Below are 24,046 nucleotides of genomic sequence, written 5' to 3'. Positions count from 1 at the left end.
AAATGGTGCGGCCCGGCAGGTGGCCGGGTCATCCTGTCGCAGGTCGCGGCGAGCGCAGCAGGACCAGGCCGCACAACAGGGCCGGCGCGGCCACCGCCACGAAAGCCGCGCCATAGCTCATGCCCGACTGGAGCATGAACGCGAATACTGGCGGCCCGGCCAACACGCCGCCGAAGGTCACGAACAGCGCCGCCGCGGTGGCCGCACTGACGGCGCCGATCGGCGCGCGCCGTGCCACCTCCGCCAGGTACACGCCGTTCCAGCCGATGGCGCTGGCGCCGAACACGGCATACAGCAGCAGCAACAGCGGCGTGGGCCAGTGACCGGCAAAGGCGGAGGCGATCGCGCAGGCGCCCATCGTGCAGCCCATCGCGCCCATCACCGCGCGCGGGCGGCCGCTGCGGTCGGCGAGCGCACCCGACAGCAGGCGCCCGGCGATGCCGGCGCCCTGGGTGACGGCCAGGGTCAGCCCGGCCTGCACCAGGTCGTAGCCCTGCTGCGCGGTGAGGTAGGCGACGAGGTAGGTGCCCAGGCACAGCTGCAGCGCGGCGAAGAAGAACGAGCTCAACGCCAGGGGTCGGCCGGCGCGGTCGGCCAGCGCCATGCGCGCAGGTTCCGCCAGGCTGCCCAGGCCGACCCGCGTTCCCGGCGTGCGATCGACGTCGAAGCCGGCACGCAGCGGTTGCAGGGCCAGCGCGAGCAGCGCGCAGGCGGCGGCGACACACAGCGCGGCCGTGCGCCACCCGCTCCACAGCACGAGTGCTGGCAACAGCGCGCCGGCAAGCACACCGCCGAGTGGCACGCCGCTCTGCTTGACCGAGAAGATCGTCGACAGGTGGCGCGGCGGCGAGACGCGGTTCAGCAGGTGCGAACTGGCCGGATTCAGCGGCCCGTAGCCCATGCCCATCAGTACCGCACCGACGGCCATGCCAGCCACCTTCCCGGTGGCGAGCAGGGCCACTCCGGCGCCGGCGCTGAGCAGGCACAGCTGGGCCAGGCGCAGCGCACCCCAGCGCCGTACCAGCGCGCCGCTGGCCAGGCCGCAGGCCATGCTGCTGGCGTAGATGACGGCGACGAACAGCCCGACCCAGGCCACGGGCGCGCCGATCTCGGTAGCGGCTGCCGGCGCCAGCACCGGCAGCGTGACGGTGGCCATCGACAGCAAGGCCTGGGCCGCGAGCATCGCGGCGACCGGCATCAGCACCCCGCGCCATTCGGCCGTTCCCGGTTCTTCGGGCATCACGCCGGGTGCCGCTGAACGAGCTGGCGCGCGATGATGATGCGCTGCATCTCGTTGGTGCCCTCGCCGATCAGCAGCAGCGGCGCGTCGCGGTAGTAGCGCTCGACGTCGAACTCGGGCGAATAACCGTAGGCGCCATGGATGCGCATGCATTCGAGCGCGTTGTCCATCGCCGCCTCGGTCGCGAAGTACTTGGCCATGCCGGCTTCCATGTCGCAGCGCTCGCCGCGATCGTACGCACGTGCCGCCGCCTCGATCAGCAGCCGCGCGGCCTCGACGCGGGTTGCCATCTCGCCGAGCTTCAGCTGGATCGCCTGGTGTTCGCAGATCGGTTTGCCGAAGGTCTTGCGCTGCTGCGCGTAGGCCACCGCGTCGTGCATCGCGGCGCTCGCCAGGCCCAGGCCGCGCGCCGCAACGTTGATGCGCCCGAGTTCCAGCCCCGACAGCACCTGCTGCAGGCCGCTGCCCTCGACGCCGCCGATCAAGCGATCGGCCGGCACGCGGTAGTTGTCGAACACCAGTTCGCAGGTGTCGATGCCGCGGTAGCCGAGCTTCTTCAGCTTGCGCGAGACGATGAAGCCCGGGCCCTTTTCGGCGATGAACAGGCTCATGCCCTTGTGGCGCGGGTTCGCCGCCGGGTCGGTCTTGACCAGCAGGGCCAGGCAGCCGCCGTGCAGGCTGTTGGTGATCCAGGTCTTGTTGCCGTTGATGACGTAGTGGTCGCCGTCGCGCACGGCGCGCGTGCGGATCGCCTGCAGGTCGGTGCCGGCATCGGCCTCGGTCAGGCCGATGCCACCGCGCAGTTCGCCGCTGGCGAAGCGTGGCAGCAGATCGCGCTTCTGTGCTTCGGTGCCGTTGCGCAGCACCGTCGCCGCCATGATGAGGTGCGAGTTGATGATGCCCGAGATCGACATCCACACCGAGGCGATGCGCGCCACCACCGCGGCGTAGGTCGCGGTCGACAAGCCCAGGCCGCCGTATTCGGCCGGGATGATGCAGCCGAACAGGCCCATCTTCTTCATCTGCTCGACGATCTCGGCCGGGTACTCGTCGGCCTGCTCGAGGCGTTTGACGTGCGGCCGCACCTCGGTCTTCAGGAATCGGTCGATGGCGTCGAGGATCTGGGTATCGTGGTCGGGGTCGGTGGTCATGAGGGATCCAATGGGAGGGTGTCAGCCGAGCGCGGCCAGACCGCGCTGGAGGTCGAGCGCCGCGCAGTCGCGGTCGATCGCCAGCACCAGGTCGCGCACCTGTGCCGCACGTCCGGGTGACGTGACGAGCTGCATGTTGTCGATGAACTTGCGTTCGACATCGGCGTTGACGATCGGGCGGTCCGCGGCGCCGCGGTTGATGTGCTCGCGGTGGCGCAGTTCGCGCCCGTCGTTCAGCGTCACGACCACTTCGCCCGAGTAGTAGGTCGGGAAGGGCGAATCGGGGTCGACCTCGTACTCGACCTTGGCCGCCAGTGCCAGCACCTGCTCGTCACGCAGCGCCGCGTCGTCGAGCTCGGCCAGGCCAAAGCGGCCCTTGGCCAGCGCGGTGGCCACGGTGTAGGGGATGCTGAACTGCGCGTCGTAGCTGTTCTGCGGTCGCTTCTTGGTCGCCACCGGCTCGCACACGGTCTTCACAACTTCCGCGGGCACCAGCGCGCGCACCGATGCGATGTCGGCCACGCGCAGGCCGTGGCGCTTGCGCAGGATCGCCGCCGCGTCGGCGCAGGCATGCGTGAAGTGGCAGGCTGGCAGCGGCTTGACCGTGACCTTGGCGAGCTCCCAGACCTCGCCCAGGCCGCCGGTCGCCAGGCCCAGATCGCATTCCTTGGCGAGCGGGCCGAGGTAGCTGTTGAAGACGCCGAAGCGGCCTTCGTAGGTCGCGCGCGGGCCCTTGAAGCCGTGGCGCGCCAGCGTCGCCGCCGTCACCCCGGCCACGCCGGCCCAGCCCGGGTGCATGCGCTTGGTCCAGGCGCCGTCCTGCAGGAATTCCATGCTGCCCGAGCCGACCGACAGCGCGATGCCCTGCGCCATGGCCATTTGCGCGGCATTCAGGCCGAACAGGCGGCCGGCGACCAGCGTGCAGGCGAAGGCGCCGATCAGGCCGGTGGGGTGAAAACCGACCTGGTGGAAGCCGCCTTTCGCGACCGATGCCAAGCGCGTGCCGACCTCCATGCCGGCGACGTAGGCGGTGAGCAAGGCCTCGCCGTCGAGCCCGGCCTGCGCGGCGCTGCCCAGCGCGCACGGGAAGGTGCTCGCGGTGGCGTGGATCACGCCGGCGGCATGCGTGTCGTCGTAGTCCAGGCCATGGATCAGGATGCCGTTCATCAGCATCGCGTCGCGCATCGAGAGTTTCGTCGCCAAACCGATCACCGGCGTGTTGCCGGCGCCGGCCGAGAGTTCGGTCATCGCCGACAGCGAGCGATGCGCGAAATCGTAGTGGGTCGAGGCGTGCGCGATGCCGACCGCGTCGAGGATCAGGTGGCGGGCACGCTCGAGCACGGCTGGCGGAATCTGCTGCGGCGTCAGGTCGGCGACGAACGCTGCCAGCGTTTCGGCGATGGTCGGTGCGGTGGCGTTGGAGGAGGGTGTCATGGGCGGCCTTTCGAAGTCAGCGGAGCACTATGAGAGAAATCGAGGGCGCCGTCAGAACGATCATCGCGATGCCGTCGATGAACATGCCGAGCACCAGCAGGATTAGGTTCGCCACCCGGCTTCGCGAAGAATGGCTTTCGACCTCGTCCTGCGCCGTGCGGTTGCCGGCCACGACGACGAGCGCCCGCAGCTGGGCTGCCGCCAGTGCGCCGGCGCTGCGCACGATGGTCTTGCGCTCGCCGCCGTCGGTCCCGCCACAGCAGGATCATGTCGGGCGCGATACGCAGCAACTCGTCGGTGTCGCGCCGCGACAGCTCGTAGGCGAATGCTCGCAGCACCTTGGCGCCGGCGCCGAGCGCGGCGCGGCGTGCTGCTTCGGCCGTCAGGTCGGGCACCAGGCCGATCGCCACCATGCGCAGGCCGCCGGCAGCGCTGGACGACGCCAAGCGCCGCGAGATGTCGGCGCGCCGCACGCCGCACGCCGCTTCGAGCCGCGTCAGCGCGCGGTCCAGGCGGAGCATCACGCCCTCGCTCACCGTGGTCGGCGACTGCGCCACGCCCACCAGCGTCTCGGCCTCGCAATCGATCGCGACCACCTTGGTGTAGGTGCTGCCGAAGTCGACGGCCAGGGTGATGGGCATGGTGCGCGCTCTGGGAGGTGCCGACGCCGGGCCGATCAATCGAGCTTGACGCCCGCCTTGCGCACCACCACGCCGTAGCGTTCATGGTCAGTCTTCATCGTCTGCTCGAACTCGGCCGGCGTGCTGCCAACCACCTCGAAACCGATTTCGAGCAGGCGGGCGGCCATCGCGGGCTCGCGCACGATGGAGACGATCTCGCGGTTGAGCTTGTCGACGATCGCCTTGGGGGTGCCGGCCGGAGCCAGAAAACCGACCCAGACCGAGAAGTCGAGGTTCGGGACGCCTAGTTCGGCAAAGGTCGGCATGTCAGGCAGCGCCGCCGAGCGCTGCGCCGCGGCCAGCGCGATCGGCCGCAGGGCGCCCGAGCGCACGTGCGGTCGCGCCAGCGGCACGTCGGCGATCGACACCGGCACCTGGCCGGCCACGACATCGGCGAGCGCCGGCGCGCTGCCGCGGTAGGGTACATGGACCATGTCGATGCCGGTGGCGGCCTTGATCGACTCGCCGCCCAGGTGCCCGGCACCGCCGTTGCCCGAAGTAGCAAAGCTCAGCGCGCCCGGCTTGCTGCGCGCCAGCGCAAGGAACTCCGGAAGATTCTTGGCCGGCACCGAGGGATGCACGAACAGGCCCATCGCGATCGAGGCGGCGTGCACGACCGGAACGAAGTCCTTGATCGGGTCGTACGGCAGCTTGGCGTACACGAACTCGTTGATGACATGCCCCGAGTTCACCAGCAGCAATGTGTAGCCGTCGGCCGGCGCCCGCGCCACCAGCGCCGCGCCGATGCTGCCGGTGCTGCCCGGCTTGTTCTCGACCACGGTCGGCTGTCCCCAGCGTTCCTGCAGACGGCGGGCGATGTCACGGGTCAGCACATCGGTGCTGCCGCCCGCCGGGATCGGTGCGATGAAGCGGATCGGCTTGTTCGGGTAGTCGTTCGCAGACTGGGCCGTCGCCGCCAACGGCAGCAACGCCATCGCCAGTGCGGCCAGCGCCATATGGAGGGTCTTGGTCATGTCGTCTCCCGGTTTGGTTGCAGCATCAGCCTCTGAGTAGCTCTTGGGCGATGATCATCTTGCGCACCTCGGAGGTGCCGGCGCCGATCTCGAGGATCTTGATGCAGCGGAACAGGCGGTTTATCTCGGACTCCCAGATGTAGCCGCCGCCGCCGTGAACCTGCAGGGCCTTGTTCAGCACGCGGTTGCAGGCCTCGCCGGCGAACAGGATCGACGCGGCGGTGAGCTTGTGGGCCTCGCCGCGGCCGCCGCCGCCGATCTCGAGTTCGTTGACCTCGGCCAGGGTGCGCCAGACGAACGTTCTCATCGCCTCGGTTTCGGTGTACATCTCGGCCAGCAGCGCCTGCACCATCTGGAAGCTGCCGATCGGCTTGCCGAACTGCACGCGGGTCTTGGCGAACTCGACGCTCAGTTGCAACGCACGCTCGCAGATGCCGACACAGATCTGCCCCGCGATCGCGCGCTCGAGATCGAGCCCGCTCATCACGATCTTCACGCCTTCGTTCTCGGCGCCCACGAGGTTGGCAGCCGGGACGCGGCAGTCTTCGAACACCAGCTCGCCGGTCTGGCTGCCGCGAAAGCCCATCTTGACGAGCTTTTGCGCGACCTTGAAACCCGGGAAGTTCTTCTCGACGATGAACGCCGAGATGCCCTTGGCGCCGCGCTCGGGCGCGGTCTTGGCATAGACCAGCAGCACATCGGCGACCGGGCCGTTGGTGATGTAGAGCTTGCCGCCGTTGAGCACGAAGTGGTCGCCGTCGCGGCGCGCGGTGGTGCGCATGCTGCCCAGCGCGTCGGAGCCGGCGCCGGGCTCGGTCAGGCCGAGCGCGCCGATCTGCGTGCCGTTGCACAGGCCCGGCAGGTACTGGCGGCGCTGCGCTTCGCTGGCGTTGCGGAAGATGTTGTTGACGCACAGGTTGTCGTGCGCGACGTACGAGAACGCGATCGCCGGGTTCCAGCGCGAGAAGGCCTGCAGCACCAGCCCCGACGCGAACAGGTCCATGCCGGCGCCGCCGTACTCGGGTGGCACGGTCGCACCCATGAAGCCGGCCGCGCCGATCTTGGCGAAGGCCTCGGGCGGCCACCACTCCTCGTCGTCCATGCGGCGCGACAGCGGCGCGAGTTCCTTGCGCGCGAAACGGTCGGCGGCTTCGAGCACGGCGCGGTCGTCGTCGGTGAGACCGAAGGACGCGCCGCGGCGCGCCGATGAAACGACGGTGGAACTCATGTGGTTTTTCCTGAAGTGACCGCCGGCAGCACGCCGCCCGCGGTGGGCCGCGCGGGGCGCGATGGCCAGCGCAGCGAGCCGACGATGCCCTTCTTGAAGAGCAGCACGCAGGCCACGAAGATCACGCCCATCACGACCGTGAACCAGGAGCCGAACGGCGCGAGCAGGTGGTCGAGCGAGACCACGAAGAGGGCGCCGACCACCGGGCCGAACAGCGTGCCCATGCCGCCGACCAGGGTCATCAGCACGACCTCGCCCGACATCGACCAGTGCACGTCGGTCAGCGACGCGAGCTGGAACACCACCGACTTGGTGGCGCCGGCCAGTCCGGCCAGCCCGGCCGACAGGATGAACGCCACCAGCTTGTGGCGCTCGGCGTTGTAGCCGAGCGAGATGGCGCGCGTTTCGTTTTCGCGGATCGCCTTCAGCACATTGCCGAACGGCGAGTGCACGACGCGGTAGATGAAGACGAAGCCGGCCAGGAAGACCGCGAGCACCAGGTAGTACAGGTTCAGCGACTTGTTCAGGTCGATGGCACCGAACAGCATGCCACGAGGGATGCCCTGCAGGCCGTCCTCGCCGCCGGTCGCCTTGATCTGCAGGCACAGGAAGAACACCATCTGCGCCAGCGCGAGCGTCACCATCGTGAAGTACAGGCCTTGGCGCCGGATCGCGAGGCCGCCGAAGGCGACGCCCAGCACCAGGCCGAACAGCGTGCCGGCTGCGATGCCCGCCTCGACCGGCCAGTGCAGCACCGTCATCACATAGCCGGTCACGTACCCGGCTCCCCCGAAAAAGGCGGCGTGGCCGAACGACAGCAGGCCGGCATAGCCGAGCAGCAGGTTCAGCGCGCACGCGAACAGCGCGAAACACAGCGCCTTCATCAGGAAGATCGGGTAGACGACCAAAGGCGCGACCAGCCCGATCGCCAGCAGCACGACCAGGCCTGTCTTGTCTCTGCTCCAGGCCATGTTCATTTCTCCTTGCCGAACAGACCGTGCGGGCGCAGCAGCAGCACCACCGCCATCGCGACGAAGATCACCACCGCCGACCCTTCGGGGTAGAACACCTTGGTCAGGCCTTCGACCAGGCCGAGGCCGATGCCGGTGACGATCGAGCCGATGATCGAGCCCAGCCCGCCGACCACGACAACCGCGAACACGACGATCAGCAGGTTCGACCCCATCGTCGGGTTGACCTGGAAGATCGGCGCCGCCAGCACCCCGGCCAGCCCCGCCAGCGCGGCGCCGAATCCGTAGGTCAGCGTCACGAGCAGGGGGACGTTGACGCCGAAGGCCCGCAGCAGGTTCGGGTTCTCTGTGCCGGCACGCAGGTAGGCGCCGAGCCGTGTGCGCTCGATCAGCGCCCAGGTGGCCAGGCACAGCGTGGCCGAAGCGAGCACGACCCAGGCGCGGTAGTTCGGCAGCACCATGAAGCCGAGGTTGGTGGCACCCAGCAGTTGCTCGGGAATCTCGTAGCGCTCGCCCGAGATGCCGAAGCCCTGCCGGAAGCCGCCTTCGATGATCAGCGCCAGCCCGAAGGTGAGCAGCAGGCCGTAGACGTGGTCCGATTTGTACAGGCGCCGCAGCAGCAACATTTCGAGCGCGATGCCGACGACGCCGACGACCAGCGGCGCTAGAAGCAGCGACCACCAGTAGCCGACGCCGAGGTAGTTGGCCGCGCTCCACGCGACGAACGCCCCCATCATGTACTGCGCGCCGTGCGTGAAGTTCACGATGTTGAGCAGGCCGAAGATGATCGCCAGCCCGAGGCTCAGGATGGCGTAGAAAGAGCCGTTGATGAGGCCGATCAGGATCTGCCCGAAGAGCCCCTGCGGCGTGACGCCCAACCATTCAAACACGGTGGTCTGCCTCTACTTCTTCAACAACGGGCACACGCTCTTGTCGGCGGGCAGGAAGGCCTGGTCGGCCGGGATCACCTGGCGCACGGTGTAGTAGTCCCAGGGGTACCTGGACTCGGCCGGCTTCTTCACCTGCATCAGGTACATGTCGTGCAGCATGCGGCCGTCGGCGCGAACCCGGCCGTTCGTGGCGAAGAAATCGTTGACCCGCTGTTCCCGCATCTTCGCCGTCACCGCGGCGGTTTCGTCCGTGCCCGCGGCCTGAATCGCCTTCAGATAGGTGCATCACGCTCGAATAGACGCCCGCATGCACCATGTTCGGCATGCGCTTGTTTCGCTCGAAGAAGCGTTTGCTCCACGCCCTTGTCTCGGCGTTCGTGTCCCAGTAGAAGCCGGTCGTCAGGTACATGCCCTGCGTGACCTTCAGGCCCATCGCGTGGACCTCGTCGACGAAGATCAGCAGCGCCGCGAGCGACTGCTTCGGAACCACGCCGAACTCGGTGGCCTGCTTGACGGTGTTGTTCATGTCCGGTCCGGCGTTGGCCATGCCGATCACCTTCGCGCCCGAGGCCTGGGCCTGCAGCAGGTACGAGGACAGGTCGGTGCTGCCCAGCGGATGACGCACGCTGCCCAGCACCTTGCCGCCGCCTTCCTTGATGACCGCCGTCGCGTCCTTCTCGAGCGATTGCCCGAAGGCGTAGTCGGCGGTGATGAAGTACCAGCTGTCCAGCCCCTGCTTGACCATCGCGCGGGCGGTGCCGTTGGCCAGCGAGTAGGTGTCGTAGGTCCAGTGGATGGTGTTCGGATTGCAGTCCTCGTTGGTCAGCCGCGTGGTCCCGCCGCCGGACACCAGCACCAGCTTGTTGGCGTCGCGCGCGATCTTCGAGACAGCCAGTGCCGTCGACGAGTTGACGAGGTCGACGATGACGTCGACGTTGTCGCGCTCGAACCACTCGCGCGCGCGGGCCGACGCGACATCGGCCTTGTTCTGGTGATCGGCCGCGACGACCTGGATCGGCTTGCCGAGCACCTTGCCGCCGAAGTCCTCGACCGCCATCTTCGCGGCGTCGACCGACTTGGTGCCGGCCAGATCGGAATACGGGCCGGTGAGATCGTTCATCACGCCGATCTTCACGACGCCGCCCGAGATCTTGTCCTGGGACAGCGCGGTCGTCGATGCCAGCGCAACGGTCAGCATGACTGAAATGCTTCGGAGGTGGTGCATGGGGGTATGTCCTGGTTCGGGAAGGGCGTGCGGGACAGGGTGTCTTCGCCGGATGACGCTACTTCTTCAGCAGCGGGCAGGCACTCTTGGCCGGGGGCAGGAAGGCCTGATCGCCCGGGATGACCTTCAGCACCTTGAGGTAGTCCCAGGGCACCTTCGATTCGGCCGGGGTCTTGACCTGCACGAGGTACATGTCGTGGACCATCCGGCCGTCCTCGCGGATGCGGCCGTTCTTGGCGAAGAAGTCGTTCACCGGCGTCGCCTTCATCTGCTTCATCACGTTGCCGGCATCGTCGGTGCCGGTCGCCTTGATCGCGAGCAGGTAGTGGTTGACAGCTGAATACACGCCGGCCTGGATCATCGTCGGCATGCGCTTGTGGCGTTCGAAGAAACGCTTGCTCCAGGCCCGGGTCTCGGGGTTCAGGTCCCAGTAGAAGCCGTCCGTGTAGACCATGCCCTGGGTTGTCTTCAGGCCCATCGCGTGGATGTCGGTCATCATCATGATCATCGCGGCGACGCGCTGCTTCGGGCTGATGCCGAATTCGTTCGCCTGCTTGATCGAGGTCACCAGGTCATTCGAAGCATTGTTCAGACCCACCACCTTCGCGCCGGAGGCTTGCGCCTGAAGCAGGAAGGCCGAGAAGTCGCTGCCGGGGAAGGGGTGGCGCACGGAACCCACGACCTTGCCGCCGGCGGCGCGAATCGCCTCGCTGGCGTCCTTTTCCATCGACGTGCCGAAGGCGTAGTCGGGCGTGATGAAGAACCAGCTGTTGGCGCCTTCCTGCGTCAGCGTGCGCGCGGTGCCGTTGGCCAACGCGTAGGTGTCGTAGGTCCAGTGGACGGTGCGGTCGGTGCAGTCCTCGTTCGTCAGCCGGTTCGTACCACCGCTCGACACCAGCAGGATCCTGTCCTTCTCCTTGACGATCTTGGCGACCGCCAGCGCCGCCGCCGACATCGGCAGGTCGACGATGACGTCGACCTTGTCCTGCTCCAGCCACTTGCGCGCGATGCTGGAGGCCACATCCGGCTTGTTGACCATGTCGGCGACGACGACCTCGATCGGCACGCCGTTCACCTTGCCGCCGAAGTCATCGACCGCCATCCTGGCGGCGAGCACCGCACCGGGCCCGGCGAGGTCGGAGTAGATGCCGCTGAGGTCGGTCATGACGCCGATCTTGATGACGCCGTCCGAGATCTTCGCGGTCTGCGCGACGCCTGGCGCTGCCAGGCAGGTGGCGACCACGAGTGCGCCGACGAGTTTCTTGAGCTTTGCGTTCATGCCTGTCTCCATTGCTTCAAACACCCAGGTGCCGCTCGATGAGCGCGGCCTTCGAATCCAGTTCGGCGCGCTCGACGGTCTCGACGATGCGCCCGTGCTCGACGATGTAGTAGCGGTCCGCGAGCTCCTCGACGAAGCGGAAGTTCTGCTCCACCAGCACGAGGGTCAGGCCGCGCGCCTTGAGGCGCTCGATCGCGTGCCCCAGTGCTTCGACGATGACCGGCGCCAGGCCCTCGGTGATCTCGTCGAGCAGCAGCAGTTGCGCGCCGGTGCGCAGGATGCGCGCCAGCGCCAGCATCTGCTGCTCGCCGCCGGACAGCCGCGTGCCTTGGCTCTTGCGCCGCTCGCGCAGGTTCGGAAACATCTCGTAGATTTCGTCGAGCGACATGCCGCCGGGGCCGATCGTCGGCGGCAGCAGCAGGTTCTCTTCGGCCGTCAGGCTGCTGAAGATGCCGCGCTCTTCGGGGCAGTAGCCGATGCCCAGCCGCGCGATGCGTTCGGTCGGCAGGCGGATCGTCTCGTGCCCGTTGATCCTGATCGAGCCGCTGCGGCTGCCGACCAGCCCGAGCACCGCTTTCAGCGTGGTCGTGCGGCCGGCGCCGTTGCGGCCCAGCAGGCAGACGACCTGGCCGCGCTCGACCGTGAAGTCCATGCCGTGCAGGATGTGGGTCTCGCCGTAATGCGCATGCAGGTTGGTCACCTGCATCGCCGGCCCCGATGTGCTGGTGAGGGCCGTCATGCCTTGGTGCCCATGTAGGCGCTGCGAACCCGCGCGTCGCGCGACAGCTCGTCGTACGAGCCTTCCGCCAGCACGCTGCCACGCTGCAGCACGGTGATCGTGTCCGACAGGTCGGCGACCATGCGCAGGTTGTGCTCCACCATCAGCACGGTGCGGTTGACGGCAACCTTGCGGATCAGCGCGATGACGCGCCCGACGTCTTCATGGCCCATGCCGGAGGTTGGCTCGTCCAGCAGCAGCAGTTCGGGGTCCATCGCCAGCGTCGTCGCCAGTTCGAGCGCGCGCTTGCGCCCGTACGACAGATCGGCGGCCACCGCACCGGCATGGCCGGCGAGGTCGACCTGTTCCAGCAGATCGACGGCCCTCGCGTTCAGGCTGCGCAGCGAACTCTCGGAACGCCAGAAGCGGTAGGAGTTGCCGAGCCTGTTCTGCAGCGCGACTCGCACGTTGTCGAGCACCGTCAGGTGCGGGAACACTGCGGAGATCTGGAAAGAGCGCACCAAGCCGCGCCGCGCGACGACGTCCGGGCGCAGCGTGGTGATGTCCTGGTCATTGAAGCGAATGCTGCCGCGTGTCGGGCTGAGAAAGCGCGTCAGCAGGTTGAACATCGTCGTCTTGCCAGCGCCGTTGGGGCCGATCAGCGCATGGATGCTTCCGCGGCGAACGCCGAGGTCGACGGCGTCGACCGCCAGGAAGCCCTTGAACTCCTTGCTGAGCTTGCGGGCTTCGAGGATCAGCGGAACGGCGGTGTCGGGCATCGGCGTTGCGGGTCGTGGGCGGCGGTCGTCGGTCGGACTCACTCGACCTGCACGCCGAGCGATTTGATCAGCGGGCCCCACAGGGCCAGGTCGGCGACGATGGCGCGCGCGACCTCGTCGGGCCCGCCGAAGTTGACGTCCAGGCCGAGTGCGCTGAGGCGATCGCCGGTGCCCGGCGTCGCCAAGGCTTTCTCGGTCTCGGCCACGAGGCGCTGCTGGATCGGCTTCGGCAGGCCGGCCGGTGCCATCAGGCCCATCCAGCCGCTGAACTCGTAGCCCGGCACGCTTTCGGCGATGGCCGGCAGGTCGGGAAACAGGCGATGCCGCTTGCGGCCGGTGGTTCCGAGGGCGCGCAGCTTGCCGGCGCGCAGGTGCGGTGTGGAGGTGTTGGGCGCGTCGAACATGAACTGCAGCCCACCGCCGAGAAGGTCGTTCATTGCCAGCGCGCTGCCGCGGTAAGGCACGTGGGTCATCGTCACGCTGGCCTTGATCGCCAGCAGTTCGCCCGACAGGTGGTTCGATGACCCGATGCCGGCCGAGCCGTAGCTCAACGATCCGGGCTTGGCTCGAGCCGCGGCCAGCAACTCGTCCAGCGTGCGGAACGGGCTGCTGGCATTGACCACGAGCAGGTTGACGTAGTCGCACAGGCGCGCGATCGGCGTCAGGTCGCGCACCGGGTCGTAGCCGACGTTCTTGTACAGGTGCGGGCTGATGCCGAGCGAGCCAGTGTGGGCGAAGCCGATCGCGTAGCCGTCGGCGGGCAGCTTGCTCAGGCGCGCGACGCCGAGCGTGCTGCCGGCGCCGGGGATGTTGTCGATCACCACGGGCTGGCCAAGCTGCTCCTGCAGGCGCGAACCCATCATGCGGCTGACGATGTCGGCCGGGCCACCGGCAGCGAACGGCACGATGAAGCGCACCGGCTTGCCCGGGTAGGGATCCTGAGCGGCGGTCTCGCGCGCGGCCAGCAGGGCAGGGCCGACGGTGGCGAGCGCCAACGCGAATTGGCGGCGCGAAACAGACATCTTTTATCTCCCTCTCATCGGTGATTGACCGGGCGCGTTTCCCGGCCACGCGACGCGCCGATGCCGGTGGAGGCAGACGCGGTGGACGGAGTGCCGGTTCAGTACGAGCGCGGCAGGCCCATCACATGCTCGGCGATGTAGTTCAGAACCATCTCGCGGTTCAACGGTGCCGTGCGCAACAGCCGTACCAGGCCATACAGGTCGTAGATCCCGTATTCCTTGGTGAAGCCGTTGCCTCCGTGCGTCTGAATGGCGGCATCGACGGCGTGAATGCCGGCCTCGGCACCGGCGTACTTGGCGATGTTGGCGAACTCGCCCGCGGGCTGGCCCCGATCGAACGCCCACGCCGCCTTCAGTGCCATCAACGAGGCCATCTCGATCTCGCTGCGAGCGATTGCCAGCGGGTGCTGCACGCCCTGGTAGGCACCGATCGGTGTGTTGTTGAACAGCTTGCGCTCGTTGGCGTAGGCCACCGCCTTCTTCAGCGCGAAGCGGCCGATCCCGGTGCACATTCCCGACAGGATGATGCGCTCCGGGTTGAGCGTGTCGAACAGGATGCCGAAGCCGTTGTTCACCTCACCGAGCACATCGTCCTCCGTCAGCGGCACGTCGTCGAAGAACACCTGCCACTGCGTCTCGGGCACCGGGAAGGCCACCGGGATCAGCGTCATGCTGATGCCCTTTTTCTTCATGTCGACCATGAAGATCGTGAAGCCGTCGGTCTTCTTCTTCACGTCCGAGCGCGGCGTGGTGCGTGTGATGACCATCGCGTAGTCGGCGCGGTTCGCGTCCGTGATGAAGACCTTCTGTCCGGTCAGGCGGAAGCCGCCCTTGCCGTCCGGTTTTGCGGTGGTGGTGATCTCCATTGAGTTCGAACCGGCGTTGGGCTCGGTGATGGCGAAACAGAACTTGATGTCGCCGGCGCATCCGCCCGGCAGCAGGCGGCGCTTCATGGTCTCGCTGGCGTGCTTGGCCAGCAGGCCCATGGTCATGGTGGGGCCGACCACCAGGTTCAGCAGCGGGATGCCGTTGTTGGCGAGCCCCTCCATGAACAGCAGCATCTCGGTCATGCCTTGGCCGGCACCGCCGTAGGCCTCGGGCACCATGATGCCGAGGAAACCGTCGTCGGTGATCTGCTTGTACAGCTCGGCCGGCGGTTCGCTCTTTTCGGCGTAGGCTTTCCAGTACTTGTGGTCGAAGCGTTGCGACACGCGGTCGCCGTACTCGTAGATCATCCGCTGTTCTTGGGTGAGCTCGAAATCCATGCGCTACTCCTGTGAAGTGATGCGATGCCGTGGTGGGCTCAGACCTTGGCTGACGGGAAATTCGCTGGGCGCTTCTCGCGCACCGCGGCCACGCCCTCCTTCACGTCGTCGCCAAAGAAGCACAGCATCTCCATGGCCAGCGAGCTCTCGAAGATCGGCCGCGCCATGTGCATCCACCCGTTGAGAGAGCGCTTCGTGAAGCGGATCGCCTGCTGGCTGCCCGAGGCGAGCTTGTTGGCGACTTCCATCGCCTTGTCCATTAGCTGCGCGCGGGGCACGCACAGGCTGACCAAGCCGATGCGCTCGGCCTCCTTGCCGGAGACGAACTCGGCCGTCATCAGGTAGTACTTGGCCTTGGCCATGCCGCACAGCAGCGGCCAGCAGATCGCGGCATGGTCGCCGGCGGCCACGCCGAGCTTGACGTGGCCGTCGGTGATCTTCGCTTCCTCGGCAATGATGCTGATGTCTGCCATCATCGCCACCGCAAGACCCGCGCCGACGGCCACGCCATTGATTGCAGAGATCACCGGCTTCTCGCAGGCCATCACGTTGTAGACGATGTCGGAGGCCTCGTTCATCACGTTGCCGATGGCTGCGGGGTTGCCGACCATGTCGGTCACCCAGCTCAGATCGCCGCCGGCCGAGAACGCCTTGTCGCCGGCGCCGGTGATGACCACCACCTTGGTCTTCGCGTCGTCGTTGGCCACGCCCCACACCTTCGTCAGCTCCCAGTGCAGCCGCGCGTTGGTGGCGTTCATCACTTCCGGCCGGTTGATCGTGATCAGCAGGATGCCGTTGGGCTTGTGGTCGAATTGGAGGAACTGGAAGTCGGAGTAGTTCATGCTGGAGTCCTGTTGAAAATATGGAAGATAGGTCTGCGGCTCAGCGCAGTGTGGCCCGGCCGTTGTTGAGCACGACGACATCACGCTCGACGACACGCGCCCGGAACGACACGACGCTGCCGTCGAGCCAGACTTCGGTGCGGATCGTCTCGCCAGGATAGACCGGTGACGAGAAGCGCGTTTCGATCGAGGCGATGCGCGCGGGGTCACCCGCGCTGGCCGCTTGGGTGAGCGCCCAGCCGGCGATGCCGTAGGTGGCCAGGCCGTGCAGGATGGGGCGTTCGAAACCTGCGGCGCGGGCCAGGGCGGGCTCGGCATGCAGCGGGTTGTAGTCGCCCGACAGGCGATAGATCAGGGCCATGCCGGCCGGGGTCTTGCGATCGACGACGTGGTCAGGCGCGCGCGTCGGCAACTCGTGCACCGGCTTGGCCGGTCCGGTCGGCCCGCCGAAGCCACCGTCGGCGCGGCAGAAGGTGGTGGAGCCGAGCGTCGCGATCGGCTCGCCACTCGCGGCGTCGGTGATGCGGCGCTCGGTGTAGATGAGCGCGCCCTTGCCGGTGCCCTTGTCGACGATGCCGGTGACCCGGGTGCGGCCGATCACCTCGCCCTCGGGCGCCGGGTGGCGGTGAATCGTCAGGCTCTGCTCGCCATGCACCAGCCGCACCGCATCAACGCCGGTGGCCGGGTCCCTGAGCCACATGCCGGGGTAGCCGAGCACGACCGGCAGCGTCGGCAACGCGACCAGATCCTTCTCGTAGACGTAGCGCAGTTCGCCCTCGTCGGTCGGGTCGGCGCCCAGTCCCAAGCCGAGCGCATAGAGCATCGTGTCGCGCGGGGTGTAGCGATGGCGCACGTCCTCGAACGGCCAGGCCATCAGTTTGTCGTAGTCGATCGCCATGGCGCTCGGCCTCAGACCGGGTCCCAGGAGAACACGATGTTCGAGCTCTCGAGCGGGAAGAAGTTTTGCTTCATCGCCGGCAACACGCGCTCGGCGATGGTCTCGGGCGTCCAGCCTTCCGAGGTGTGCATGCCGCGCACCGGCCGCGGCTGGCTCATCAGGAAGATCTCGTTGCCGCGCACCGCGAAGATCTGTGCGGTGACCTCGGCCGCCGCGTCGCTGGCGAGGAAGGCGGCCATCGGCGCGATCTGCGCGGTGTCGAGCTTTTTCAGCTTGGCCACACGCGCCTGCTGGTCGGGCGTGTCGGTGGGGATCGCGCCGATCATGCGGCTCCAGGCGAACGGCGAGATGCAGTTGGAGCGCACGTTGTAGCGCTTCATGTCGCCGGCGATCGAGCGCGAAAGCGCGACGATGCCGAGCTTCGCCGCGCCGTAGTTGGCCTGGCCCAGGTTGCCGATCAGGCCCGAAGTCGAGGTCATGTGCACATAGGCGCCCGACTGCTGTGTCTTGAAATGCGGCGCTGCGGCGCGCGATACGTAGAAGCAGCCGTTCAGGTGCACGTCGATCACCGCCTTCCACTCCTCGACCGACATCATGAAGAACATGCGATCGCGCAGGATGCCGGCGTTGTTGACGACGATGTCGATGCGGCCGAAGGTGTCGGCGGCGCACTGGATGATGCGGTTCGCGGACGTCCACTCCGACACGCTGTCGGTGCTCAGCGCGGCCTCGCCGCCTGCCGCCTTGATCTCGTCGACCACCTGCTGGCCCGGGCTGGCGTCGTTGCCTTCGCCGCTGACCGAGGCGCCGATGTCGTTGACGACGATCTTCGCCCCCTGGGCGCCCATCTGCAGCGCGATGTCGCGGCCGATGCCGCGGCCCGACCCGGTGACGACCGCGACCTTGCCTTGCAGCATTGTTCCTTTGTGCATGCGTGAAAACTCCTTCGGTATGGAATGGGAGAGGCGTGCGACGGGTCAGCTCGTCAGCCGCAGCACGTTGGTGGCCAGGATGTTGCGCTGGATCTCGTTGCTGCCGCCGTAGATCGTCGCGGGGCGGGCGTTGTAGAACGTGGTCAGCACATCGATGTGGTTGCCATCGAGGTCGATGTCGCCAGGTGTGCCACCGCTCGAACCGGCCACGTCGACCAGCAGATTCGCCAGGCGCGAGTAGGTCTCGGTGGCGAATATCTTGAGCATCGACACGTCGGGCCCGAGCGTTTCACCGCGCTTGACCTGCTCGACGAAACGGGTGTACAGCGTGCCCAGGTCGGCCACGTCGAGTGCCAGTTGCGTGTAGCGATCCGTGAATACCTGGTCGTCGAACAACCCCAACAGTTCGGCCGCCTCGCGCACCCGGGCCAGCGCGTACTGGCTCTGCTTCGGGCTGCCGAGAAAGATGCGCTCGAAGCTGAGCAGCGCCTTGGCGATGGTCCAACCCTGATTGAGCTCGCCCACGCGCTGGCTGCGCGGCACGCGCACGTTCTCGAGGAACACTTCGCAGAAGTCTTCGTGGCCGGCGATGTTGCGGATTGGCCGCACCGTGATGCCCGGCGTCTTCATGTCGGCGAGCAGGAAGCTGATGCCTTCCTGCTTCTTCGCATTCTTGTCGGTGCGCACGAGCAGAAAGATGTGGGTGGCGTCCTGCGCCAGCGTGGTCCAGGTCTTCTGGCCGTTGACGATGAAGTCGTCGCCGTCCTCGACCGCTTCGGTGCGCAGGCTGGCCAGGTCGGAACCGGAATTGGGTTCCGAGTAGCCCTGGCACCAGATGTTCTCGCAGGACAGGATGCGCGGCAGGTACTGCACGCGTTGCGCGTCGCTGCCGTGCTGGATCAGCAGCGGGCCGACCATCGAGATGCCCATGTCGGGCGCGCGTGCGACGCCGTGGCGCTCTTGCTCCTCGATGAAGGCGATCAGCTTCTCCGGTGCCAGGCCCATGCCGCCGTAGCGCGTCGGCCAACTCGGGGCGAGCCAACCGTGGTCCGCGAGCTTCAACGTCCAGTCGCGGATCTCGGCCCAGCGCAGGCGTCGCTTCGGGTAGCGCAATTCCTGCGGATACTCGCGCTCGAAGAAGTCGCGCACCTGAGTGCGGAAGGTCTCGGTGTCGAGCGCATTCCAGTCGGTGCTCATGCTGTTTCCACCATCGCGGCGGCCTGCCGGCCCATCGAGGCGAACCGGCTCCGCTGCATCCTCGCATTGCCGAGCCAGGCCGACAGCACCAGGGCGCGCTGCAGGTACAGGCCGAGGTCGTAGTCGTCGGTCACGCCGATGGCACCGTGCAGCTGCACCGATTCGCGCCCGATCATCAATGCGGCTTCCGAGCAGCGCGACTTGACACGTGCGGCCAGCAGTGCGCGCTCGTCGCCGCCGCAGCCACGGTCGAGCTCGGCGATGGCCTGCGCGACGACGGCGTCGCTCAACTCCTGCTGGATCAGCATGTCCACGGCGCGGTGCTGCAAGCTCTGGAAGCTGCCGATCAGCTTGCCGAACTGCTTGCGGGTGCGCAGATACTCCAGCGTCATCGCGAGCATGCGGCGCGACACCGCGAGCAGCTCGACGCCGGTGAACACCAGCGCCTCGTCGTACGCGGCGGCCAGCGCGGTCTCGGCCGCCGCGCCGGACGCGAGTACGTGGTCCGCGGGCAGTTCGATGTTCTCGAAGACCAGACGCGCTGCATAGGTGCCGTCGGCCAGGCGCTCGCTGGTCTTGGTCAGACCGGTGCTCTGCGCCGGCACCCAGACCAGCACGAGTCCTTGGGCGGACGACGCGCTGACGATGTAGCCGGTTGCGGCGGCGCCAGGCCGCACATGCCGCTTGCCGCCACGCAGTGTCAGGCTCTGTCCCAAGCGAGCGCACACCGTCGCCGGTTCGGCCAGACCGCCCGCCGCGTCGAAGCCGGCGGCGCCCGAAGTGTCTTCCTGCCACGCCACCGCAGGCAGCGCGCGGCCCTGCGCGAGCTCGGCCAGCAGCCGCTGCGCGGTCTCGTTGCCGGTGCAGGCCTGCAGCAGGCGGCCGGCGAACACGAGCACTGGCGTCACCGGCTCCGGTGCCACGTGCCCGGCGAGCGCGGTCGTCACCTCGGCCATCTCGGCGAAGCCCTGGCCATAGCCGCCCGCCGATTCGGGCACCAGCAGCCCGGTCCAGCCTTGGGCCGCGAGGGCGTCCCAGAAACGCAGATCGAAGCCCGGCGGTTTTGCCCGCAGCGCACGGGCGCGCGACAGCGGCGACTCTTTGGAGGTGAAGGCGAGGGCACTCGAGCGCAGCATGTCGAGCTGCTGCAAACGGTCAGGATCGGAGATGACGGCGGACATGGCGGGGCGGGCAGGTTCGGTTGCGGGTCAATAGGACTTGGGCAGGCCCAGCACCTTCTCGGCGATGAAGCACAGGATCAGTTGCGGGCTGATCGGCGCGACGCGCGGGATCAGCATCTCGCGCAGGTAGCGTTCGACCTGGTATTCCTTGGCGTAGCCGAAGCCGCCGAGCGTGGCCATCGCACGCTGGCAGGCGTTGAAACCGGCCTCGGCGGCCATGTACTTGGCGGCGTTCGCGTCGGCGCCGCAGTTGAGCTTCTGGTCGTACTTCCAGGCACCGCGCATCGCCATCAGCCACGCCGCCTCGAGCTCCATCCACGACTGCGCCAGCGGGTGCTGGATCGCCTGGTTCTGGCCGATCGGGCGGTCGAAGACGATGCGCTCGTTGGCGTACTTGACGGCGCGGTCGAGCGCCGCCTGGCCCAGGCCCACTGCCTCGCCGGCGATCAGGATGCGCTCGGGGTTCATGCCGTGCAGGATGTACTCGAAGCCGCGGCCTTCCTCGCCGATGCGGTCTTCGACCGGCACCCGCAGGCCGTCGATGAAGAGCTGGTTCGAGTCGACCGCCTTGCGGCCCATCTTCTCGATCTCGCGCACCTCGACGAACTGGCGGTCGAGGTCGGTGTAGAACAGGCTCAGGCCCAGGGTCGGCTTGGTGCACTCCTCGGTCGGCGTGGTGCGGGCCAGGACCAGCATCTTCTTGGCCACTTGCGCGGTCGAGATCCAAACCTTCTGGCCGGACAGGATGTAGTGGTCGCCCTTGCGCTCGGCCCGGGTCTTGAGCTTGGTCGTGTTCAGGCCGGTGTTCGGCTCGGTGACCGCGAAGCAGGCTTTCTCCTTGCCGGCGATCAGCGGCGGCAGCATGCGGCGCTTCTGCGCGTCGCTGCCGAACACGACGACCGGCTGCAGTCCGAAGATGTTCATGTGCACCGCCGACGCGCCCGACAGCCCGGCGCCGGAGCGCGCGATCGCGGTCATCATCACAGTGGCTTCGGTGATGCCCATGCCGCTGCCGCCGTATTCCTGCGGCATGCAGATGCCGAGCCAGCCGCCTTCGGCCAGCGCGTTGTAGAGCTCGTGCGGAAAGCCGCCGTCGCGGTCGCGCTGCAGCCAGTAGTCGTCACCGAAGTTGGCGCAAACGCGGCCGATCGCCTCGCGGATGCTTTCGTGTTCTCGGTTCTCGCTGAAGTCCATCGTCTCAGTCCTCAAAAGGTCATCGCCAGACGCGTGCCCTGATCGATGGCGCGCAGCGCGTCGAGCTCGGCCGCCAGTTCGGCGCCGCCGATGATCTCGGGTTCGATGCCGTGGCCGCGCAGTTCCGCGGCGAGCGTGTTCTCGGAGTCCTGGCCGGCGCAGATCACGACCGTGTCGACCTCGAGCAGGCGGGCCTCGCCGTTGACGCGCAGGTGCAGCCCGGCATCGTCGATGCGCTCGTAGCTGCAGCCCGACAGGGTCTGCAAGCCGCGCTGCTCGAGCCGGGCGCGCAGCGCCCAGCCGGTGGACAGGCCGAGCGTGCGGCCCGGCTTCTCGGGCTTGCGCTGCAACAGTGTGACCGTGCGAACGGTCGCAGGTGCCTGTTGCGGTTTCAGGCTGCCGGGAACGTCGAGCGCGGTGTCCACGCCCCACTCGGCGAAGAATTCGCCGACCACGTCCGCGCCCGCTTCGGCGCCGTTCGCCGCACCGTTCGGGACAACCTCGTGCAGCAGATACTCCGCGACATCGAAGCCGATGCCTCCTGCACCGATGACGGCAACGCGCCGGCCGGCCTGCTTGCGGCCAGAGAGCAGTTCGGCGTAGCCGACGACCTTGGGGTGGTCGATGCCCTGGATCTGCGGGTGGCGCGGGCGCACGCCGGTGGCCACGACGATGCGGTCGAACCCGGCCGCCGCCAGATCGGCCGCGCCAGGGCGCGCACCCAGGTGCAGCTGGATGCCTTGCTGCTCGACGCGAGCACCGAAGTAGCGCACCAGTTCGTGGAATTCCTCCTTGCCCGGCACGGCACGGGCCAGGTTGAGCTGGCCGCCGATCGCGGGAGCGGCTTCGTACAGCGACACGCTGTGGCCGCGTTCAGAAGCGGTCACGGCGCAGGCCAGCCCGGCCGCGCCGGCGCCGATCACCGCGACGCGGCGCTTGCGCGTGCTTGCGGGCATCTCGGCGAACTCCAGCTCGCGGCCGGCGCGCGGGTTAACCAGGCACGAGGTCGGGCGATTGGTGAAGATGAAGTCCAGGCAAGCCTGGTTGCAGGCGATGCAGGTGTTGATGGTGTCGGGCCGGCCCGCGGCAGCCTTGAGCACGAAGTCGGAGTCGGCCAGGAAGGGCCGGGCCATCGACACCATGTCGGCGTCGCCGCCGGCGAGGATCTCCTCGGCCACCTCGGGCGTGTTGATGCGGTTGGAGACGATCACCGGGATCGACACCGCGCGCTTGATGCGTGCCGCGGCGAAACGGAAGGCCGCGCGCGGCACGACGTAGGCGATCGTCGGAACGCGGGCCTCGTGCCAGCCGAAGCCGGTGTTGATGACGTCGGCCCCGGCCGCCTCGACGGCCTGCGCCAGCGCGATGATCTCGTGCGCCGGGGCGCCGCCTTCGACCAGGTCGAGCGCCGAGATGCGGTACATCAGCAGCGCCTGCGGCCCAAGGCGCTCGCGCGTGCGGCGCACGATCTCGACCGCGAGGCGATGCCGGTTCTCTGCGCTGCCGCCGAACTCGTCGCGGCGATTGTTGGTGCGCGTCACGGCGAACTGGTTGATGAAGTAACCCTCGGAGGCCATCACCTCGACGCCGTCGAAGCCGGCGCGCATCGCCAGCTCGGCGCAGTGAACGTAGTCCTCGATGGCTTGCCAGACCTCGACGGTGCTCAGCGCGCGAGGGACGCGGCGATTGATCGGCGAGGGGATGTTGGACGCACCCACCAGCTGCGCCGTCTTGCCGTAGCGGCCGGTGTGCAAGACCTGCAGAATGATCTTGCCGCCCGCGGCGTGCACCGCCTGTGGAATCGGTCGCAACTCATCGGCCTGCGCGGGCGTGATCAGCTGCGGGCCGTGATCGTCCAGCAAGGCCTCCAGGTTCATGGCGTAGCCGCCGGTGACGATCAGACCGGCGCCGCCGCGCGCGCGCTCCGCGTAGAACGCGGCCAAGCGCTCGACACCGCGTTCGAGCCCATCGAGGCCGGTGTGCATGGATCCCATCAGGGTGCGGTTGCGCACCGTGTGGGCGCCGAGTTCGAGGGGCGAGAGCAGGGTCGGAAAAGGGGGGGCGATACTCATGATGGACAGGGAGCCTGTATCTAACTAACGTATGTTCGATGGTATAGTCGTTTGATGGTTTCGTGGTGTTCGACGGGACAAGGGTTTCCCCGCCCACGTGGGCGCGGGCCGGCTTGCCGCTCCGAACGCTGTCCCAATCTTGCCGCCTGCTGGAGCACACGATGAACGAGCAAACCGCTGAGGCGACCCGAGCCGATGACCTGACGCCCTATTTGGTGCCGGGACGCTTCGCCGACAGCGACCATCCCGCGGTGCAGGCGTTTGCCCGTTCGCATGCCGACGCGTCGATGTCGCCGCGCGACATCGGCGTCAAGCTGTACTACGCAGTACGCGACGGCTTCCGCTACGACCCGTACCACTTCGACATGTCCGAAGTCGGGCTCAAGGCAAGCCAGGTGGTTGAAAGCGGGCGCGGCTTCTGCGTCCCGAAGGCCACCTTGCTGGCGGCGGCCGCGCGCGTGCTGGGCCTGCCGTCGCGCCTGGGATTCGCCGATGTGCGCAATCACCTGACCAGCCCGCGTCTTCGCGAGATGATGAATTGCGACGTGTTCGCCTACCACGGCTACACCGAATTGCTCATCGATGGCCGCTGGTTGAAGGCCACGCCGGCCTTCAACCTGAGCCTGTGCGAGAAGGCCGGGGTCAAGCCGCTGGAATTCGACGGCCGTGCCGATTCGATCTTCCACGAGTTCGACACCCGCGGCCGGCGCCACATGGAGTACATCCAGGACCGGGGTTCCTATCCCGACGTGCCACGCGAGGAGATGCTGGAAGCCTTCCAGCGCATCTATCCCAACTACCAGAGCTGGATGCAGAACGCCGCAACGGCCGACTTCGAGCGCGACGTCAAGCCGGGCGTCGCGACGTGACGGCA

Annotated in this window: 21 protein-coding genes and 1 pseudogene; 1 reads left to right on the top strand and 21 read right to left on the bottom strand. The window is 67.7% G+C overall.

Translation table 11 applies throughout. The features are described from left to right. Positions 1-28: 28 nt before the first annotated feature. The 21 genes and pseudogenes from ACWH49_RS00180 to ACWH49_RS00080 form a co-directional block, all read right to left on the bottom strand. Positions 29-1,240 (bottom strand): MFS transporter, encoded by a 1,212-nt coding sequence (locus ACWH49_RS00180; protein WP_448169593.1) that lies wholly within the window; start codon positions 1,238-1,240, stop codon positions 29-31. Beyond that, on the bottom strand, positions 1,240-2,391 hold the full coding sequence (locus ACWH49_RS00175; RefSeq protein WP_448169592.1) for an acyl-CoA dehydrogenase family protein: 1,152 nt from the start codon (positions 2,389-2,391) through the stop codon (positions 1,240-1,242). The genes ACWH49_RS00180 and ACWH49_RS00175 overlap by 1 nt, the downstream gene beginning before the upstream one ends. A 21-nt stretch (positions 2,392-2,412) precedes the next feature. Continuing rightward, a complete protein-coding gene (locus ACWH49_RS00170) occupies positions 2,413-3,825 on the bottom strand; it encodes an MmgE/PrpD family protein (RefSeq protein ID WP_448169591.1) in 1,413 nt (470 codons plus the stop codon). Further along, positions 3,822-4,466 (bottom strand): glutamate mutase L, encoded by a 645-nt coding sequence (locus tag ACWH49_RS00165; RefSeq protein WP_448169590.1) that lies wholly within the window; start codon positions 4,464-4,466, stop codon positions 3,822-3,824. Before ACWH49_RS00165 ends, ACWH49_RS00170 begins: the two co-directional genes overlap by 4 nt. A gap of 35 nt (positions 4,467-4,501) precedes the next feature. Further along, a complete protein-coding gene (locus ACWH49_RS00160) occupies positions 4,502-5,479 on the bottom strand; it encodes a Bug family tripartite tricarboxylate transporter substrate binding protein (protein ID WP_448169589.1) in 978 nt (325 codons plus the stop codon). A gap of 25 nt (positions 5,480-5,504) precedes the next feature. Further along, positions 5,505-6,707: an acyl-CoA dehydrogenase family protein gene (locus tag ACWH49_RS00155; protein ID WP_448169588.1), complete on the bottom strand. Its 1,203-nt coding sequence runs from the start codon at positions 6,705-6,707 to the stop codon at positions 5,505-5,507. Continuing rightward, complete coding sequence (locus ACWH49_RS00150) at positions 6,704-7,684, bottom strand: branched-chain amino acid ABC transporter permease (RefSeq protein ID WP_448169587.1); 981 nt, start codon at positions 7,682-7,684, stop codon at positions 6,704-6,706. Before ACWH49_RS00150 ends, ACWH49_RS00155 begins: the two co-directional genes overlap by 4 nt. Continuing rightward, complete coding sequence (locus tag ACWH49_RS00145; RefSeq protein ID WP_448169586.1) at positions 7,681-8,568, bottom strand: branched-chain amino acid ABC transporter permease; 888 nt, start codon at positions 8,566-8,568, stop codon at positions 7,681-7,683. The genes ACWH49_RS00150 and ACWH49_RS00145 overlap by 4 nt, the downstream gene beginning before the upstream one ends. Before the next feature lie 12 nt (positions 8,569-8,580). Continuing rightward, positions 8,581-9,793 (bottom strand): annotated as a pseudogene (locus ACWH49_RS00140) (ABC transporter substrate-binding protein). A 58-nt stretch (positions 9,794-9,851) separates the two neighbouring features. After that, a complete protein-coding gene (locus tag ACWH49_RS00135) occupies positions 9,852-11,072 on the bottom strand; it encodes an ABC transporter substrate-binding protein (RefSeq protein ID WP_448169585.1) in 1,221 nt (406 codons plus the stop codon). A 16-nt stretch (positions 11,073-11,088) separates the two neighbouring features. Next, the gene (locus ACWH49_RS00130; protein ID WP_448169584.1) at positions 11,089-11,811 is read right to left on the bottom strand and encodes an ABC transporter ATP-binding protein; all 723 of its coding nucleotides are present in this window, start codon (positions 11,809-11,811) and stop codon (positions 11,089-11,091) included. Beyond that, a complete protein-coding gene (locus ACWH49_RS00125) occupies positions 11,808-12,569 on the bottom strand; it encodes an ABC transporter ATP-binding protein (protein WP_448169583.1) in 762 nt (253 codons plus the stop codon). The genes ACWH49_RS00130 and ACWH49_RS00125 overlap by 4 nt, the downstream gene beginning before the upstream one ends. Positions 12,570-12,607: 38 nt before the next feature. Beyond that, complete coding sequence (locus ACWH49_RS00120; RefSeq protein ID WP_448169582.1) at positions 12,608-13,591, bottom strand: Bug family tripartite tricarboxylate transporter substrate binding protein; 984 nt, start codon at positions 13,589-13,591, stop codon at positions 12,608-12,610. A gap of 98 nt (positions 13,592-13,689) precedes the next feature. Continuing rightward, positions 13,690-14,856, bottom strand: a complete 1,167-nt coding sequence (locus ACWH49_RS00115) for an acyl-CoA dehydrogenase family protein (protein WP_448169581.1) — start codon at positions 14,854-14,856, stop codon at positions 13,690-13,692. 38 nt (positions 14,857-14,894) lie between these two features. Then, positions 14,895-15,698: an enoyl-CoA hydratase/isomerase family protein gene (locus ACWH49_RS00110; RefSeq protein WP_448169580.1), complete on the bottom strand. Its 804-nt coding sequence runs from the start codon at positions 15,696-15,698 to the stop codon at positions 14,895-14,897. Positions 15,699-15,738: 40 nt separating this feature from the next. Then, positions 15,739-16,596, bottom strand: coding sequence for a MaoC/PaaZ C-terminal domain-containing protein (locus ACWH49_RS00105; protein WP_448169579.1), 858 nt, complete (start codon positions 16,594-16,596; stop codon positions 15,739-15,741). 11 nt (positions 16,597-16,607) lie between these two features. Then, a complete protein-coding gene (locus ACWH49_RS00100) occupies positions 16,608-17,528 on the bottom strand; it encodes an SDR family oxidoreductase (protein ID WP_448169578.1) in 921 nt (306 codons plus the stop codon). Between the two features lie 45 nt (positions 17,529-17,573). After that, complete coding sequence (locus ACWH49_RS00095; RefSeq protein ID WP_448169577.1) at positions 17,574-18,725, bottom strand: acyl-CoA dehydrogenase family protein; 1,152 nt, start codon at positions 18,723-18,725, stop codon at positions 17,574-17,576. Next, on the bottom strand, positions 18,722-19,906 hold the full coding sequence (locus tag ACWH49_RS00090; protein WP_448169576.1) for an acyl-CoA dehydrogenase family protein: 1,185 nt from the start codon (positions 19,904-19,906) through the stop codon (positions 18,722-18,724). The genes ACWH49_RS00095 and ACWH49_RS00090 overlap by 4 nt, the downstream gene beginning before the upstream one ends. Before the next feature lie 27 nt (positions 19,907-19,933). After that, positions 19,934-21,100, bottom strand: coding sequence for an acyl-CoA dehydrogenase family protein (locus ACWH49_RS00085; protein WP_448169575.1), 1,167 nt, complete (start codon positions 21,098-21,100; stop codon positions 19,934-19,936). Positions 21,101-21,111: 11 nt separating this feature from the next. Beyond that, a complete protein-coding gene (locus tag ACWH49_RS00080; RefSeq protein WP_448169574.1) occupies positions 21,112-23,172 on the bottom strand; it encodes an oxidoreductase in 2,061 nt (686 codons plus the stop codon). 161 nt (positions 23,173-23,333) lie between these two features. On the opposite strand from ACWH49_RS00080, the gene ACWH49_RS00075 reads away from it, so the two are divergent. Next, positions 23,334-24,041, top strand: coding sequence for a transglutaminase-like domain-containing protein (locus ACWH49_RS00075; protein WP_448169573.1), 708 nt, complete (start codon positions 23,334-23,336; stop codon positions 24,039-24,041). Positions 24,042-24,046 lie beyond the last annotated feature (5 nt).

The organism is Rhizobacter fulvus (assembly GCF_964020785.1).
This window is presented reverse-complemented; position numbering and strand designations above follow the sequence as displayed.